The organism is Enterobacter sp. EGD-HP1 (assembly GCF_000733275.2).
In the GTDB taxonomy this organism is placed as follows: domain Bacteria; phylum Pseudomonadota; class Gammaproteobacteria; order Enterobacterales; family Enterobacteriaceae; genus Enterobacter.
In genome coordinates this window covers 81333-96716 of record NZ_AVOP01000035.1, presented here as the reverse complement: position 1 = coordinate 96716, position 15384 = coordinate 81333, and the positions used below count along the sequence as shown (strand labels likewise).

Genomic DNA, 15384 nt, shown 5'->3' with positions numbered 1-15384 from the left:
TGATCCTCCCTACTCGCGGTAGTGCAGTTCTGCCTGTCGGCGCAGGTATTCCAGCCCGGGCGCGATAGCCATCGCCCAGGCCGTCAGGATCTCATCGTCGCACTGCGGGTCGCGCTCGCTGACCGCGTTCAACATCGCTTCTCGCCAGAGCGCGAAAAATCGTGGGGGGAGGTGCAGGCCGTCGTCGCTTTGCTCCCGCGCCAGACGTTCGAGAAAATCAGGGACGGTCAGGGCGCCGTCTACCGCAAGCATGGCGAAGAAACTTTTAAACAGGGTCTGCTGACCTTCACGATCCGGCAGGCGAGAAAAATGCTGCTCCGTCTCGGGCGACATATGGACGAAGGCGTCATAGAACGTCTGAAAAAACGCTGTTTTGTCATTATCCGGAAAGACGCGGTTCAGACTGGACTCAAACAGATCGCGGTAAAACTTCACGGCGTCCTCCTTACGGCGTTTTCGCCCGGCAGGCAGTGCCCGACTGGCGTATATTCCTCTGCCACACGGCGCGTAAAGTAGCTCTCTTTCTTAGACCGGCGGGCGTCAAACAGCGGCCCGGCGTTGTGCTTAAAGAAAAGGGCTTCCAGAACCGTGGCATTGGTAGAAAGGGTCAGGGAGGCGTTGGTATCGCCCGTGGCTTCAAGGCGGCCTTCGTACCAGCCTTTCTGCGGATCGTTAAGGTGCTCGGTGACCGACATCAGGACGTCGGTATAAGAGGTATCCCACAAGGCCCACAGCGCAAAAACCGCTTTTGTCGACACCTGCGCGAAGCGGGTGTAATCCCGGCCATCATCGCCAACAGAGTTCCAGGCATAGCCATTTCCCCAGACGGTATCCTGTATATGCCAGGGGGCCTGAGGCAGTGAAAAATCCGCTCTGGCCGTCAGGATCTTATCGGTCTCCCAGCGGGTCTTCTGGCTTAGCCAGACGTTTTCCGCCTGCTTGCGCAGGCGCTTTTGCCGATCGGCCGCAACGCCTTCCGGCTCCCAGCCAAACTCCAGGCCAGGCAGCATATAGGGAAGGGTGGTTATCAGGGAGGGCTGCCACGTGGTGCGCGGATCGCGGGCGTCCACGGCCAGGCGCCGCTGGGCGATGATGACGTGGTGCGCCGGGGGCGTAAACGCTTTATCCGGGGAAAATCCCCACAGGTGAAACGCCGTCGCGGCATATTCGCTTTCGCCCAGGCGCAGCTCCTCACGGACCACCGGCTGGCCGTTTTGCAGGGAAGAGGACCACAGTTCGCCTTCGCTATCGATGACCGGGCAGAAGTTCCAGCGCAGAATGATTTTATCCAGATACTCGCTGTACTGCGGCTCCCGCTCAGCGGTGAGGCGCAGGGCGAGCATCAGGCGAGCCATGTCGCGTGCGGACCAGCCATTTTTAGCGGGCTTGCCGCTAAAGTCGATCGGCGCCGCCGTCTGGCTGGAATAGAGCCGTCCTGGCGTTCGGGTCTCGGTCAGCATCAGGCGGTTGAGAGTGCCCATCAGCCGCGTCAGGCGGGCGTCATACTCGGCCTCATCAATCAGCCCCAGCTCTTTTGCCGCCAGCAGGGCGATAAGCGTATCGCCCATTTGCCAGAGCGTGACGCGGGGCTGTTTGTCGCTTCCGTTGACCAGGCCCGTTTGCGGCTGGGTATTATTGACGAAATAGCGCCAGGCGATCGCCGCCCATTTCCGTTCTTCCGGCGTCAGGGCAGCGATACGCGCGCTGGAGTGCCAGCCGCCATTGATTAGCCAGCGCCAGCCAGCCCCCTGATGGCCAAACAGAGCAAAGATGACCACACCTGCGAGCAGTAATCCCGCGAGCCCTTTGGCTATGGTTTTAAGCATTGTGCAGTCACCGGAGGCAGTTTAACCGGCTCGTCCGCGCTGCATGACGCGCACTGACAGGCCTGGCAGGCGGGTTTGGTGCGCTGCGTGATGCCGGTCCGGTCGCACCAGCTTTTTACGGCCGGCGTGCTGGTCAGGAACGGGCGGCTGCGCAGGGCGTTATTCTCTTCAAACTGATCGAGCAGCTTTTGATCCCACAGCGACGGCGCAAAATCCTTGCTTTTCGGGTTGTCGGTATTGAAGGCCAGCAGTTTGCCCTCTTTTTTGAACAGCAGGGCTTCCAGCATGATGCCGTTATTGTTCGCGGTGAACTCCTTGATCGGCCCGTCGCCGTTTTCATACAGCCCTTCGTAGTAGCCTTTTCCCTCTTCGTTGGCATTCTCAATGGTATTCAGCAGGCGGTCGGTATAAGGCGAGTTCCACAGGACCCACATTCCCAGCGCCGCCTTCAGTGAAATCGCGGCAGCGTTAGGGACGAATTGTCCTTTGTCGGTAATGGTGTTCCAGTTGTACCCGTCGCTAAAGACGGTGTCATAGACGAAGTATGGGGCTTTATCGAGCTGGTGCTCGGAGCGCGCGGTGAGGACGCCGGTGATGGTATAGCGGTTCTCCTGAGCCTGATAAACGCGATCGGCAAAGTTTTTCATCCACGTCAGGGAGTAGTCGCGCGGGGCGTTATCCCGGTCGGTCGGCTTATCGAAGCCGAACTCAAGACCGTAGAGCAGGTAGGATTCCGTCACCACATAGTTATGCTGAGACGTGTTGCGCGGGTCGCGTGAATCATACGGAACCAGCACGCAGTAAATCTCGGCCAGCTCGTATGGCTGCGGACGGCTGGCTTTACAGGTATTGAACCCCCAAAGCTGGAAGCCTGCCGCACCGTACTCTTCATAGCCCAGGCGGCCTTCCTGAACATACTTCGGCTGGCCGTTCTCCAGATAGGCTCCGTACAGCGTGCCGCAGGGGTCGATCGCGTGGCTGAAATCCCAGCCGAGCACCACGTTATCAATGCTGTTGCCGTATTCCGGGTAACGCTCTTTGATGATTTTCAGCCAGACCAGCATTCGCCCAATATCCAGGGCCGAGAAGCCAATTTCGCCGGGCTTGTTGGTGTAGTCCACCTTCTGGCCGCTGATGGTGTTATAGGCTTTGTTGGGCAGCTCGTTGCGGAACAGCACCAGGGTGTTTAACGTGGCGAGGAATTTCAGCATCCGGCGATCGAACTCTGCTTTATCTATGATCCCCAGCTCGCGCGCTGCCGTCATAGCGGCCAGATAGGACGCACTGTCCCACATGGTGGTGGAGGGATATTTGTTGACCGCATTCACCAGGCCCGTCGTGGGCTGATAGTTTGAAACGAAATACTGCCAGGCGTTTTTCGCAATAGTCATCTCTCGGGCCGTCAGCTCGCCGCTGCGCGGGGCGTAGCCTGATGCAGGCAGCCCGGTATCCGCGCGCGCGGTCGAGAGCGCCAGCCAGCAGATCGTTATTCCCGTAAGCAGGTGGAAAAGGATCGGGGATCTTGGCTTCATGGCGTTGCTCCTGCGGGAGTGGATGAATGAGTGGCTGTGGAGAAGCAGGCCAGACAAAGCATCTGGCCGTGCGCGATATACGACAGACTTTCCAGCACGATGGCGTTGGTGTCGGCGTCCACGACGCTATTAACGCTGTTATTAAGATTGAAGCCGCGCTGCCAGCCTTTACCCGGCACCAGAAGCGGCAGAACCTGCTGGCGCAGCGCATCGCTCCAGCTATTGCGGAACAGAGCATACCAGGCAAACGCGGTGCGGGTTGAGGCGATCGCCACCTTCTCCGGCACCTCTTCGCGCAGGGCGCGCGCCTGAACCGGCTGCCTGTTGGGCAGATCGGTAACGTAATCCGGTGCCGGTTCGGCATAATCGGTGCTGACAGGCGGCTTTGGCGTGCGCAGGCCGTGGCGCCGCTGCTGGATCTGCATAATCCGCCACGCAATTTCAGCGCTCTGCGCGTCAAAACCCAGTTCGAGTCCGGTTAGCAGATAGGGCAGACTGATCAGGGAGGTCTGCTTGCCCCAGGGCGTGCGCAGCCCTTCATCGGGAACCATGATCCCATCCAGGTCGATCATCTTTTGCCCTTCGGGCGGATTGGTGACCGCCAGTCCCGCCGTACTGTCAATCAAGCGCAGCGTATGGCTGGCATAGAGTCGGTAGCCAAAGCTGTCCCGCTGCTCGTCGGCAGCCAGCGTCCAGTGATGGAGCGGTACCGCCGCGTGGCTTTGGGTGCTGTTTTCAATCAGCGCGCCGGTGCGCCAGACGCTAAACAGATCGCGGATAGCGGCCGCGTGCTGAGGATAGCGCCACAGAATGGTCTGCAGCGCCGTCAGCAGACGACTCAGCCCAATTGCGGAGGCGTCGGGTTTCCCCAGAATTTTGAGTGTGTCCGCATGGTAATACGCGGCAGGGAGGCCTTTCTCATTAAGCGGCAGCTGCCCCAGCGTAAACAGGGCCGCGCTGACCCTCTCGTCAAACTCATCGGTGGAAATGATATTAAGCTGCTCTGCGGCAGCGACCGCAAACAGATAGCTCCCTACGCTCCAGAGGCTCAGCCAGGGCTCACCGTCGCTGGCATTCGCCAGACCATTTGGCTGGGTATTGTTCACATAGTATTGCCAGGCCACCCGCGCCCAGATGGCCTCGTCATAGGTCAGCTCGCGTTTTTCGGGCAGCGGCGGGAAGTCTTTACTGAGCGCAATGCCGCCGCTGCTTTCCACGCGCGAAGGCATTTGTTTCTCAACCCATACCACAATGGCAAAGCCGAGCAGGAACCCCAGCAGAATAGTGAGATAACTGCGCGCGGAAAGCAGGGCATCACGTATTCTCATTGGGTGACCTCATCGTCTTCGGCGGGCGTCCACATGGCTGCGAATATCAGCGGCAGCATGGCGGCGATGTTCACGCCTCCCCAGAAAATATTGATGACGTAGCCAGAAGGATCGTCGACCTGTCCGCGTGCAACCTGAATCCCTCCCCATACAAGCCCTGCCAGGGTCAGCACCACGATGGCAATCTGCGGCTTCACCAGATAGAGAAAACGGCCCGTCTGCCGCTCTTTTGGCGTGACGTGAAACTTGATCTGTTCGCCCCGCAGCACCGTATTGAGCGCGCGCAGGTTCATGGAAAAGAAGGAGAGGTAGGAGGCCCTGCCGTCCCAGGCCGAAATTCCCCATGTCCCGAACATAAAGGCCAGTTCGGAGAAAATAAAAAAGGGGAGAAAGTGGAGATAGAACGGCGTCGACCAGGCCGATACCGGCGGAATGCCGGTGAACAGATAGATAATGGGCGAGATCAAAAATACCGTGTTCCACACGCAGGCCATATAGGACCAGAAGGTTGTGGCATACATCAGCGTTTGGGGGAGTGAAAGCCTGAAGCGACGACGGCTGAAGATGTTGTCATGGAATAAAATATCCAGCGAACCTGCGGCGTACTTAAAGCGCTGGATCATCCACGTCAGCATATCCTGCGGAGAGAGCATCTTCGACTCAACGCGCGGATGCATGACCGAACGCCAGCGTCTTGCGGCGTCACCGTGCAGCAGCACCGAGGTGTAAATATCTTCGGAGACGTGAAACTTGTAGGGCGTGAGTTCGGTGTCGAATGCCACGTGCGGGCGCATCGCCTCCTGTAGCGCGCTCCGCGTTTCGTCATCGCGAATGTCGCGGGTATGGCGATGGATCTCCTCTTCGACGGACCAAACGTAGCTTCTCAGCGCGGCCTGCATAACCGCCTCGCGACGGTGGATGGACGCCGCGCCGCAGCAAAATGCGGCGTTCGCCCAGTTGCGCCGCCGCAGGATGACGTCATAGAACATGCGCGGATCGTTAAAAAACGGGTCGCGGCCAACCGTGACCGGGCCGACACACTTTTGAATCAGCCAGCCCAGGCCATAGCCCATTTTTCCGGCTTTCCGCTGGCCCCAGCGCGACAAACTTTCTCCTTCCGGAAGATCGAAGAACCACTGCGGCGTCTGCACCCAGGCCACGTCCGGGTCGCGGAAATAGCCCAGCGTATGGCTGAGAAGGGTGGGAAATACACGGGTATCGGCGTCGCAGATGACAAGAAAATCGCCGTCGGTTTGCTCAAGACCATTGCGCAGATTACCGGCCTTAAATCCGATGTTGGTCTGGCGACTGATGTAATTGACGCCTTCCTCATCGCAAACGGCTTTCATCTCCGGGCGACGGCCGTCATCGAGGACGTGGATTCGGTAGTCAATCGGGTACGGGTAATCCATCTTCAGGGCGTCGCGAATGGACAGCCTCACCAGCTCGGTATCTTCGGAGTAGGTGGCAATGAACAGATCCACCTTAACGGGACGGGGTTCTAAGGCCTCCTCCGGTGCCAGGCAGTCGTTAATCTCGCTCGGAGGCGGACTCTGGGGAGGATCCTGTTCTTTCCATAAGTTGATGGTAAACAGTACGGTACCGATCCAGGCCAGGGTTTCGGCAAGTACCAGCGGTATGGCGTACCATAAGGCGTCCGTATTCAGGGAAGCGGTCCAGCGCCAGTAAATATAATTTGCGCCCAGAATAAGCGCCGCGACCGCTAACACCTGCCAGGTCATCATTACCCAGCGCGGTGTTTTTAACGGTTCCGGAGGTCGACGATGTTCAAAACGGGAAAAATAAAAATCCATAGTTCCGGCGTTCCTGATTCCGTGAAAATGCAGACCTATTCTGCTGCGCAAGCAGTTGCCCAAAAGCGAAAGAAAATAGCGATTAAACAAGATTTAAGATAAGTGTAGAACGCCGAATAAAAGTGTCCAGCCACGTTTATGACTATTATTTAGCGGGGGTTAATTAAGGTTAAATTTTGCTTAATCCGCCTCATCTGTCCGTGATAAATTGCGGTTACTATTCCTTTAGGCTATCTACTTTATTTAGACGCTAATTTTCGTTTCCAGGTAAAGGATACCCTATGAGCCATATTGCGCCGCCGATCGCGCAAGCGGATATAGAAAAATCAACATCATGGCGGTATGCCCTTGCAGGTTCCCGGGACCTGAGAATTGACTTTATGCGCGGCATTGCTCTCGTCATGATGGTCGTGGCGCATACGGAGGTGATGTCGGTATTTAATATATTCTCCTGGGAGCGTTTTGGATTAACCACAGGTGCAGAAGGTTTTGTCATTCTCTCGGGATTTATGCTGGGGATGCTGAATCGCGCTCGCCTGCAAAAAGTTGTATTACTCACGGTTTCGTGGGGGCTTTATCTCAGAGCGTGGAAAATATATCGTGTAAATATCATTATCATAGTGTCGTTTATTCTCCTGGCCTATATCCCACATATTAATCTTTTTGAGGTCACTCATTTTACCGACCGCTTTTCGGGTGAAAGCTGGTCGCTTTATCCGGTCACGCCGCAAATAAAAGAGACCTGGTTTAACATTATCCTCTATTTGCAGATTGGCCCTCATCAGACCCAAATTCTGGGGCTGTATATCTTTTTGCTGCTCTTCAGCCCACTATTTTTGGGGATGCTACAGAAGGGTAACGTCTGGTGGCTGCTGGGGGCGTCTCTGCTGGTATACGGCCTGTGGCAGCGGTGGCCGCTCCGGCTGACGCCGTCGGAGTTCGAATTTGCCTTTCCGCTGCTGGCCTGGCAATTCATCTTTGTTCTGGGCATGGCCAGCGGCTGGTATAAAGCTGAACTGATCTCTTTCGCACGCACGCCTGCAGGTAAAGTGGTGGTGGTTGCGCTGGTGATAGTGGCGCTCATTCTGGGGTTCATAGCACAGAACCATACCAACCCGTTTATGCCCCCCGCGCTGCTGATGCACGTGATTCCGCCTGACAGCTTCAACACCTTTTATCACACCTGGGCGGCGAAAAATGGGCTGGGCCCGGTGCGGATGTTAAACGATATCGCCCTGATGGTTACCGTCTATCTGGTGCTGACATACTGCTGGACGCCGCTCAACCGCCTGCTGGGATGGTTTCTTATTCCGTTAGGCCAGCACTCGCTTTATACCTTCATTTTGCATGTGTACGTGGTGCTGCTGGTGAGTCAGTTCATCACCTTCGATTTGTGGCGTCATGCCTGGATAGAAAATACGTTAGTGCATGCTGCGGCACTGGGCATTTTGTGGCTCATGGCAAAATACAACGTCGCAGCACGCTGGATACCTAACTAAGGATGGCGGTTATGCGCGAAAAATGGCTCCTGGCGGGCGTCTTACTCGCCGCAATACCTGCGGCGGATGCGGCGCAAAGCAGTGAGAAAGAGACGTTGCGCGATAAGAACGGCGAACCCGTTCAGGCAGGCGTATTTACCAGCCGGTGGGGGCGCCTGTTCTCAGGAAATGACAAGAAATTTTCAGGCGCCCTGAGCTTTAGTTCTGGGCTGAAAGAGCAGATGGTGAGCGTGCCCAACAGCTCGGACAGTGCCGCCCAGGCGAAAAAAATTAACCAGACGCTGAACCTTAGCCTGCAGTATTCCCCCTACAGCTTCTGGTTTGCCAACATCACCTCCCGGTTGCCGGTCAGAGATACCACCCGCTATACCGCCGATTTTCGCTACAGCTTCGGCTATGACGACTGGCATGCCAATACGTTCAGCCTGGTCTACGGCAACTATGGCGATAACCACTTCTGGACGGCGGGTAGCCGGAGACACACCTATTTCGAACAGGGCGCCTTTACGCTGGCCTATAAGTTTTCGCTACCGAAACCGGTCGAAAACACGCTCCTGATTAATAAAGGCGACTCTATCATTTGCCAGGTCGGGTACAGCTGGGTTCCGCGCTACTACGACCTCAGCAGCGATGATATCCGCAAAAATAAAAACGTCATGCTCGGCGGCTGCGGCTATACCTTCAAACAACATTTCTTCGTTCGCGCAACGGCGTTCTGGTTCCCGGACAGCAGCCAGCAGCAGCCCTGGAACGGCGATTACAGCTACAGCTTTGGCTATGCGGGCTATACGCCAGGTTCGTTCTCCATTCAGTACGCGAACTATGCGGGGACGCGCTATCCGGGGCACGGCAACGGTAACGCAAAATTCAGGGAAGGGACCGTGAGCCTCATCTGGTTCTTACCGCTATAGGAGGGATACATGTCGGCGCTGCACGTGTTAATCGTTGAAGATTCGCTGATTTATCGTCGGTTACTCTCCCGAATGCTCACCCAGTGGGGGTATATCGTGAGCGAGGCGGAAAATGGCGTCGCCGCGCTGGAAATATTGTCCAGCCAGCCGATCAGCATGGTGATAAGCGACTGGGAGATGCCGGAAATGGACGGGCTTACGCTCTGTCAGACGATCCGCAACCGTCAGTTTGGCCACTATGTGTATATCATTCTGCTCACGGCCCGCGAGAATGCCGGAGATTTAACGCAGGGTTTTGATGCCGGGGCGGATGATTTTTTAAGCAAACCCGTCGAACAGGCTGAGTTACGGGCGCGGCTCCATGCCGGGGTACGTATTTTGACGCTGGAAGCGACCCTTGCGGCGCATAATAAGCGCCTGAGTGGAGCGTTACGCCAGATTGAACAGGATCTTGAGCTGGCGGCGCGCGTTCAGCACTCGGTGCTGCCTTCACACCGCCTGCGCTTCGGGGACTACTTTTCCGACTGGCTTTTCTTACCGTCTGCCTGGGTATCGGGCGATGTCTTCAATATTTTTCCTCTGGACTCTCATCTGGGGTTTTATTGCGTTGACGTGTCCGGTCACGGCGTGGGGGCCGCGATGATGTCCCTCGCCGTGGCGCGTCAGTTCCTGCACGGCCGGGTGGTGGACCGTTTTTTGTTTACCGCAGAGGGCGGAATTCAGTCGCCTGCCGAGGTCGTCAGAATATTGAACAGCCGCTTTTGCAGTGAAGAAAACGACATCACCAGCTATTTCACCATCATCTACGGCGTGATCGATCCTGAAAGTGGTCAGGGACTGTTGTGTCAGGCGGGGCATCCTACTCCCGTGATTGTGAACGCAGAGAGTGCCGTCACTTACGTTGGCGAAGGTGGACCGCCTGTCGGACTGATGCCCGATCTCAGCTGGGAGGATGTGGCTTTTACCCTCAATCCAGGGGATCGCTTATGCTTATTCAGTGACGGCATCACGGAGTGTGAGAATAGCGAGGGCGAGCAGTTTGGCCCGCAACGTCTGGAACGCTGGCTTCATGAGCATGCCCATCTGCCGGTTGACGAGCTCCTGCCGCGGTTCGGCCAACACCTGACCGGCTGGCGCAATGCAAATAGACATGAACCGACCGCCTTAACCGATGACGTTTCACTGTTAGCGATTGAGCGTCAGGGAGAACAGAATGATTATTAACACTGAACGATTACCGAATGCCAACATTCTTACGCCAGCGGTCCGGCGGCTGGATGCGTCCATTGCCGCGACGTTTAAGGCCACTGTCACGGAAGAAATTGGCAGCGATCGTAAAGCCTTAATTGTCGATTTTAGCAAAGTGGACTTTATCGACAGCAGCGGGCTGGGGATGCTGGTGTCGTTGTTTAAGCTGATGAACGGGAAAGGCGAAATGGCGCTGTGCTCCCTGAACCCCGGGATCATGAATATGTTCACCCTGACCCGAATGGATCGCATATTCCGCATCTATCCGGATAAAAACAGCGCGCTTGCGCAGCTGGGGCAGTAGATGCAGACGCCGGAGCATGCAGAATTTCCGGCGGCGCTCGGCTCCCTGACGCCGCTTGCCGGCTGGCTGGGAGACCGTCTGAGCGCGCTTGCCGTTGACGATGAGTGGCGTTTCGCGCTCGACCTTGCCGTCTGTGAAGTGGCGACGAATATCATCCGGCACGCGCTGCATGAGGATGCTTCACGTACATTTAGCGTAGAGTTCGACATTCGGGACCATAATGTCCGCGTTGTCTTTACCGACGCGGGCGATGCATTCCCGCTGGAGCGGCTTGAGGCCGCCCGACGAGACCGCTTCTGCGAAATCTCGCCGTTACAGGAGAGCGGCAGGGGGCTGATGCTCATTTTGCTGAGCGTCGATCGTTTCTCGGTGGAGAGAAAGGCAGATAAAAATATTGCCACGCTTGATAAGAAAATCAGCGTATGACCTGCTGGCCATACGCCCGACACTTTCCCTATTTCTTATCAGCGAACAGCTCCGGCGCCCACGGACGCGGATCCACCTCCATAAACGGCGCGCGCTCGAAGCGGTCCTTCAGCGCCCACGGCACCGTGCAGTCGAAGATGGTCTTGCAGGAGATGCCGTTTGCGCGAATTGAGGTGCTGTAATCCGGCGACTGGGACGGATCCAGCTGGTGGCCACGGATCCCAGGAATATTCGTGATGCTGACATCACCTTGCATGCGGGTGGTCATCGCCCACAGGATGTCGTCGCTGTCGAAAATATCCACGTCTTCGTCGACAAGAATAATGTTCTTCAGCTCCGAATAGGTGGCTAAGGCGATAAGCGCCGCCTGGCCCTGACGTCCTTCGTCTGACGGCTGGCGTTTTTTCACCTGCAGGATCCCGAGGAATTTACCGCCGCCCGCGGTATGCGCATAGACGTTTTGCAGGAAGCCCGGAATCGCCTCCTCAACGGCATTGCGGATGCTGGCTTCCGTCGGTAAACCGGCCAGGGTGGTATGTTCTTCTCCCGGTCCCACGAGCGTTTGCAGGATCGCGTGGTTTCGCATGGTCACGGCTTTCACTTTGATCACCGGCAGAGAGGGGTTCGCCTCGCCGCAGTAGCCCGGGAACTCCGGCATCGCGTGGCCGGTGTTGGTATGCTGATCTTCTCTCACGCGCACGCCCGGCAGCAGTTCGCCCTCGATGATGATTTCCGCCCGCGCGATCGCTTTCTCTTTTACCGCCACGCCCTGCACCAGTTGGACAGGCTGCTGGCGCAGCGCCCCGGCGACGCCCAGCTCGTTGTAGCCAAACGGCGTGGTGGGGGCCTCAAAGCACGCACCGATATAGATGGCCGGGTCGAGACCCATGTTGATCGTCACCGGCAGCGGTTTTCCGGCCTCTTCCGCCTTTTTGCGGAAGACTTCGATATGCCGACCGGCGGCAAGGAACATGGAAAGCTCGTCGCGCTCCTGGACGCAAAGGCGGTGAATGGTGACATCGGTCAGCGAGCTGTCTTCCGGATCGCTTGCCAGCACCAGCCCCAGACAGAAGAACGGGCCTGCATCAATCGGCGTATTGGTCGGTGCCGGAAGCAGCTTGCGCAGATCGAAGTCAGGGTCGTCTGCGTAGAAAACCTGTTCCTGGCAGGGCGCCTGCGAGGCCGGGACGACAACCGGCGCAACCGGCTTTTTCACCGCCTGGCCGACGTGTTTTGCCAGCTCAGAGGGCTCGCAGCCCAGAAGCAGCGCCGCGCGCTCGCGGCTGGCGTGCATGCCCACCAGGATGCGGGAGCCCGGATAGCCCTTCACGCTGTTAAACATCATGGCCGGGCCCGTGCGGGTTGGACGTTTTACCGTGCCGCCCGCGCCGATATGGCGGTAGACGCCCGCCAGCTCCGCGTTGGGATCGACCGGATAATCGGTTTCGATATACTGCCCTTCGTGGCGCTGCAGCAGGGCGATGGCGCTGCGGAGATCGTTAATTGGGTTTTCCATATTTTCCTCCCTCGGTTGAATACCTCCATTCTTATGGCAATGACCAATAGCATCAATTGCATCATTACTGCTAAATTGATAAGTAAATTCATATTAAAAGGAGGCGTTCCGTGCAGTTTCGTCAGATGCGCAACTTCATCGTCGTGGCCGAAGAGCTTCACATGCACCGGGCCGCTGAGCGCCTGAACATGGCGCAGCCCGCGCTGAGCCAGCAGATAAAGGCGCTGGAAGAACGTCTGGGCGTCACGCTCTTTAGCCGGGCGAACCGCCGCTTAACCCTGACGCCCGCGGGCGACGCGTTTCTGGCGAAAGCCAGGCTCGCCATCTCCCTGACCGAGCAGGCGGTGCTGGACGCCAGGCAAACGGCAAGGGGCGAGCAGGGGGTGTTAAACCTCGGGTGCGTGTCGAGCGCGATGTTCGACGGCAGGCTGCCCGCCGCGCTGCGACAGATGCATACGCGCTGGCCGGCCATCACCATGTCGCTGATGACGGGAAATGTGCAGACGCTCTACGCCGCCGTGCAGAGTAACCAGCTGGATGTTGCCATTATTCGCGCACCGCTGCCGTCGCTGCCTGACGATCTGCAAAGCCGCCCGTTCACCTCAGAGAAAACGGTGCTGGCGCTGTATCGTCAGCATCCGCTTGCGGGTTCTTCCGCGCTGACGCTTTCGTCAGTGAAAGACGAAAAATGGATCTCCCTGCGCGACCCGGAGGGAATGGGGCTGGAACAGTATTTTTATGACGCCTGCAGCGGGGCGGGCTTTCAGCCGGACGTGGTGCAAAACGCGACGGATGTGCCCACGGTGATAAGCCTGGTCTCGGCGGGGTTTGGGCTGGCGCTGCTGCCCGCGTCGGCAAAGGCGGTGAGCGTCGAGAATGTGGTTTACGTGGACATCCTCGACCGGCTCCGGGAAAGCGAGCTGACGCTGGTTTGTCACCGGATTATTCGCTCAGAAGTGCTTAAAAAATTCCTGATTACCCTCGATCACACCTGACGTCCGGCGGCCTGCAGCAGCTGCTCGCGCAGCCAGACGTTCGCCGGATCCTGGCTGTTTTTCGGGTGCCAGTACATGTTGATGGTAATCGGCTGGAGCGGCAGCGGCGGCGCAAAGAGATCCAGCGTGCTGGCAAACTGCTTCAGCATCCGTTCCGGGAGAGTGCACACCAGATCGGTTCCGGCAACAAGCGCAGGTGCCACGGCGTAGCTCTGCGTGGACATCGCGACGTGCCGCTGATAGCCCAGCCCGGCCAGGGTTTGATCGACAAAGCCAGTAAACGGATCCCCCGCCGATGACACCACCAGATGAGAAAGGGCGCAGTAGCTCTCCAGGTCTAACGCTCCGGTCCCGCGCGGATGGCCTTTGCGCTGGGCGGTGGCAAACGCGTCGTCGAGCAGTTTGCGCCTCACCCAGCCGTCATGGGCGCCCGCGCTTACGCCGATGTAGATATCCACATCACCGTTTTCCAGCTGCTGCGGCAGTTCGGCCATCTGTGGCAGGGCGAAGCGCAGACGGATACCGGGAGCATCGGTGCCTGTCCGGTTAAGCAGCCCGCTGCCCAGCATCAGCGCCGGGTTTTCATGCAGGGCGATAACAAAGGTCCGGCTGCTGGTGGGGGCATCAAACGCGGTGGGGGCAAACATCGCGCTGATGCCGCGCAGCACGCTCTCTACCTGCGGCTTAAGCGCTTCCGCTCGCGGCGTGGGCAGCACCCCACGTCCATGTGGGGAAGGAATAAACAGCGGTTCGCCAAACAGCGTTCGCAGACGCGCGAGACGGGCGGACAGCGCGGGCTGGCTGATGCCCAGCCGCGCGGCCGCATGGGTGATATTCCTGTCCTGAAGCAGGGCGTCCAGGGTCAGGATCAGGTCGATGTCCATGTCAGAGACGGGCGTCATTTTATTTCGCGCTGCCGGCGTCCCGGTTGGTATAGGTGACAGGGACCCAGGCATAGCCGCCGTTTTCGCCTTTGGTGACATACCCGATACCCGGGAAAGGCAGATGGGGCGCGGCAACCAGATCTTTATTTTTCACAAAGTCCGCAAACGCATGTTCGCGCACGCTTGCCGCTTTGTTCTGATCTTCATCGTAGGTAATGGTCACGTCAGGCTGCGGGAACTGGACCGCCGCGGCATGAATGATGTCGCCGACAAAGGTGATCTTCTCGCCTTTGCTCGTCAGCGTGTAGAAGGCTGAGCCCGGCGTATGGCCGGGATGAACCGTGCCGGTCAGCCCCGGGAGAATCTCCGATGTGCCGCTAAACGGTACCACTTTACCGGCGTCAAGATAGGGCTTTAAGGTCTTCTGCGCGACGTCAAAGTAGTTCTTGCCGTAGCCGGTTTTCTTCTGATTCTCGTCGTTAAAGAAAAAGTCGACGTCCGGTTTGCCAACGAAAACGCGCGCGTTACTGAACACCACCTTGCCGTCTTTCACCAGGCCGCCCGCGTGATCGGAGTGGGCGTGGGTCAGCAGGACTTCAGTAATATCCTCGGGTTTAACCCCCTGCGTGGCGAGGCTCTCAATCAGACGTCCGCCGTTGCCGGGGCCAAAGAGCTGGCCTGAGCCCGTATCCACCAGAATTTTATGTCCGGGCATCGCAATCAGGAACGCGTTGATGGACACCTCGGCGGGGTTGGTCTGGAAATTTTTCGCGAGCAGCGCATCAATTTTTTGCGGTGTTGTCCGGCGCAGCAGCTTGTGCAGATCCTGCGCGACGGTCCCGTCCGTAAACGAGGTGACCAGAACATCGCCGACCTGAACGCTGTATCCGCCCGCCGGTTGTTTAACGACGTGCTGAGGCGTCTCTGCCGAGGCCTGGAGCGCAGGATAGAACAGCAGTGAACTTGAAATCAGCGTGGACAGAGCAAGTTTTTTCACGGTAAGCATACGAGTCTCCTTTGAAAGCGCTCATCTTACTTCTTCGTAAAATTATAAGAACCTGCCCAGAAATGATAGGACCTATAAACGGGATGGATAGTCAA

At 57.6% G+C, this 15384-nt stretch carries 14 protein-coding genes; 6 read left to right on the top strand and 8 right to left on the bottom strand.

The genetic code is table 11. From position 1 onward, the window contains the following. Positions 1-9: 9 nt before the first annotated feature. Genes N037_RS20515 through N037_RS20495 form a run of 5 tightly spaced genes read right to left on the bottom strand, consistent with a single transcriptional unit; the run spans position 10 to position 6500 of the window. Positions 10-435, bottom strand: coding sequence for a globin (locus N037_RS20515; RefSeq protein WP_032643106.1), 426 nt, complete (start codon positions 433-435; stop codon positions 10-12). After that, positions 432-1826 carry a DUF3131 domain-containing protein gene (locus N037_RS20510; RefSeq protein ID WP_032643104.1) on the bottom strand — a complete coding sequence of 465 codons (1395 nt, stop codon included), beginning with the start codon at positions 1824-1826 and terminating at the stop codon, positions 432-434. The genes N037_RS20515 and N037_RS20510 overlap by 4 nt, the downstream gene beginning before the upstream one ends. Next, the gene (locus N037_RS20505) at positions 1811-3358 is read right to left on the bottom strand and encodes a DUF3131 domain-containing protein (RefSeq protein ID WP_032643102.1); all 1548 of its coding nucleotides are present in this window, start codon (positions 3356-3358) and stop codon (positions 1811-1813) included. The genes N037_RS20510 and N037_RS20505 overlap by 16 nt, the downstream gene beginning before the upstream one ends. Next, positions 3355-4686, bottom strand: coding sequence for a DUF3131 domain-containing protein (locus N037_RS20500; RefSeq protein ID WP_032643100.1), 1332 nt, complete (start codon positions 4684-4686; stop codon positions 3355-3357). The genes N037_RS20505 and N037_RS20500 overlap by 4 nt, the downstream gene beginning before the upstream one ends. Continuing rightward, positions 4683-6500, bottom strand: a complete 1818-nt coding sequence (locus N037_RS20495) for a glycosyltransferase family 2 protein (RefSeq protein ID WP_032643098.1) — start codon at positions 6498-6500, stop codon at positions 4683-4685. The genes N037_RS20500 and N037_RS20495 overlap by 4 nt, the downstream gene beginning before the upstream one ends. 281 nt (positions 6501-6781) lie before the next feature. Between N037_RS20495 and opgC the strand changes: the two genes are divergently transcribed. From opgC to N037_RS20470, 5 genes are read left to right on the top strand one after another with little or no spacing between them, the layout of a single operon-like run. Continuing rightward, positions 6782-7999: an OpgC domain-containing protein gene (gene opgC, locus N037_RS20490; RefSeq protein ID WP_032643096.1), complete on the top strand. Its 1218-nt coding sequence runs from the start codon at positions 6782-6784 to the stop codon at positions 7997-7999. Positions 8000-8010: 11 nt separating this feature from the next. Beyond that, entirely contained in the window at positions 8011-8910 is a 900-nt protein-coding gene (locus tag N037_RS20485; RefSeq protein ID WP_082440908.1) for a hypothetical protein, read from the top strand. A gap of 9 nt (positions 8911-8919) precedes the next feature. Beyond that, positions 8920-10134, top strand: a complete 1215-nt coding sequence (locus N037_RS20480; RefSeq protein ID WP_032643092.1) for a PP2C family protein-serine/threonine phosphatase — start codon at positions 8920-8922, stop codon at positions 10132-10134. Then, positions 10124-10462: an STAS domain-containing protein gene (locus N037_RS20475; RefSeq protein WP_032643090.1), complete on the top strand. Its 339-nt coding sequence runs from the start codon at positions 10124-10126 to the stop codon at positions 10460-10462. The genes N037_RS20480 and N037_RS20475 overlap by 11 nt, the downstream gene beginning before the upstream one ends. After that, on the top strand, positions 10463-10888 hold the full coding sequence (locus tag N037_RS20470; RefSeq protein ID WP_032643088.1) for an ATP-binding protein: 426 nt from the start codon (positions 10463-10465) through the stop codon (positions 10886-10888). It begins immediately after the preceding gene. 28 nt (positions 10889-10916) lie between these two features. Here the strand turns inward: N037_RS20470 and N037_RS20465 are convergent, their stop codons facing one another. Next, positions 10917-12404, bottom strand: a complete 1488-nt coding sequence (locus N037_RS20465; protein ID WP_032643086.1) for a UbiD family decarboxylase — start codon at positions 12402-12404, stop codon at positions 10917-10919. A 110-nt stretch (positions 12405-12514) separates the two neighbouring features. On the opposite strand from N037_RS20465, the gene N037_RS20460 reads away from it, so the two are divergent. Beyond that, the gene (locus N037_RS20460) at positions 12515-13399 is read left to right on the top strand and encodes a LysR substrate-binding domain-containing protein (protein WP_032643083.1); all 885 of its coding nucleotides are present in this window, start codon (positions 12515-12517) and stop codon (positions 13397-13399) included. On the opposite strand, the gene N037_RS20455 is transcribed toward N037_RS20460, so the two are convergent. Next, the gene (locus N037_RS20455) at positions 13390-14301 is read right to left on the bottom strand and encodes a LysR family transcriptional regulator (protein ID WP_032643081.1); all 912 of its coding nucleotides are present in this window, start codon (positions 14299-14301) and stop codon (positions 13390-13392) included. The genes N037_RS20460 and N037_RS20455 overlap by 10 nt on opposite strands. A gap of 1 nt (position 14302) precedes the next feature. Beyond that, entirely contained in the window at positions 14303-15289 is a 987-nt protein-coding gene (locus N037_RS20450) for an MBL fold metallo-hydrolase (protein ID WP_023335760.1), read from the bottom strand. Positions 15290-15384: the final 95 nt, after the last annotated feature.

Bases quoted from the DNA above. Each gene is read 5' to 3' on its own strand.
- N037_RS20510 (WP_032643104.1), bottom strand. From the start codon at position 1,826: ATGCTTAAAACCATAGCCAAAGGGCTCGCGGGATTACTGCTCGCAGGT.
- N037_RS20505 (WP_032643102.1), bottom strand. From the start codon at position 3,358: ATGAAGCCAAGATCCCCGATCCTTTTCCACCTGCTTACGGGAATAACG.
- N037_RS20500 (WP_032643100.1), bottom strand. From the start codon at position 4,686: ATGAGAATACGTGATGCCCTGCTTTCCGCGCGCAGTTATCTCACTATT.
- N037_RS20495 (WP_032643098.1), bottom strand. From the start codon at position 6,500: ATGGATTTTTATTTTTCCCGTTTTGAACATCGTCGACCTCCGGAACCG.
- opgC (WP_032643096.1), top strand. From the start codon at position 6,782: ATGAGCCATATTGCGCCGCCGATCGCGCAAGCGGATATAGAAAAATCA.
- N037_RS20485 (WP_082440908.1), top strand. From the start codon at position 8,011: ATGCGCGAAAAATGGCTCCTGGCGGGCGTCTTACTCGCCGCAATACCT.
- N037_RS20480 (WP_032643092.1), top strand. From the start codon at position 8,920: ATGTCGGCGCTGCACGTGTTAATCGTTGAAGATTCGCTGATTTATCGT.
- N037_RS20475 (WP_032643090.1), top strand. From the start codon at position 10,124: ATGATTATTAACACTGAACGATTACCGAATGCCAACATTCTTACGCCA.
- N037_RS20470 (WP_032643088.1), top strand. From the start codon at position 10,463: ATGCAGACGCCGGAGCATGCAGAATTTCCGGCGGCGCTCGGCTCCCTG.
- N037_RS20465 (WP_032643086.1), bottom strand. From the start codon at position 12,404: ATGGAAAACCCAATTAACGATCTCCGCAGCGCCATCGCCCTGCTGCAG.
- N037_RS20455 (WP_032643081.1), bottom strand. From the start codon at position 14,301: ATGACGCCCGTCTCTGACATGGACATCGACCTGATCCTGACCCTGGAC.
- N037_RS20450 (WP_023335760.1), bottom strand. From the start codon at position 15,289: ATGCTTACCGTGAAAAAACTTGCTCTGTCCACGCTGATTTCAAGTTCA.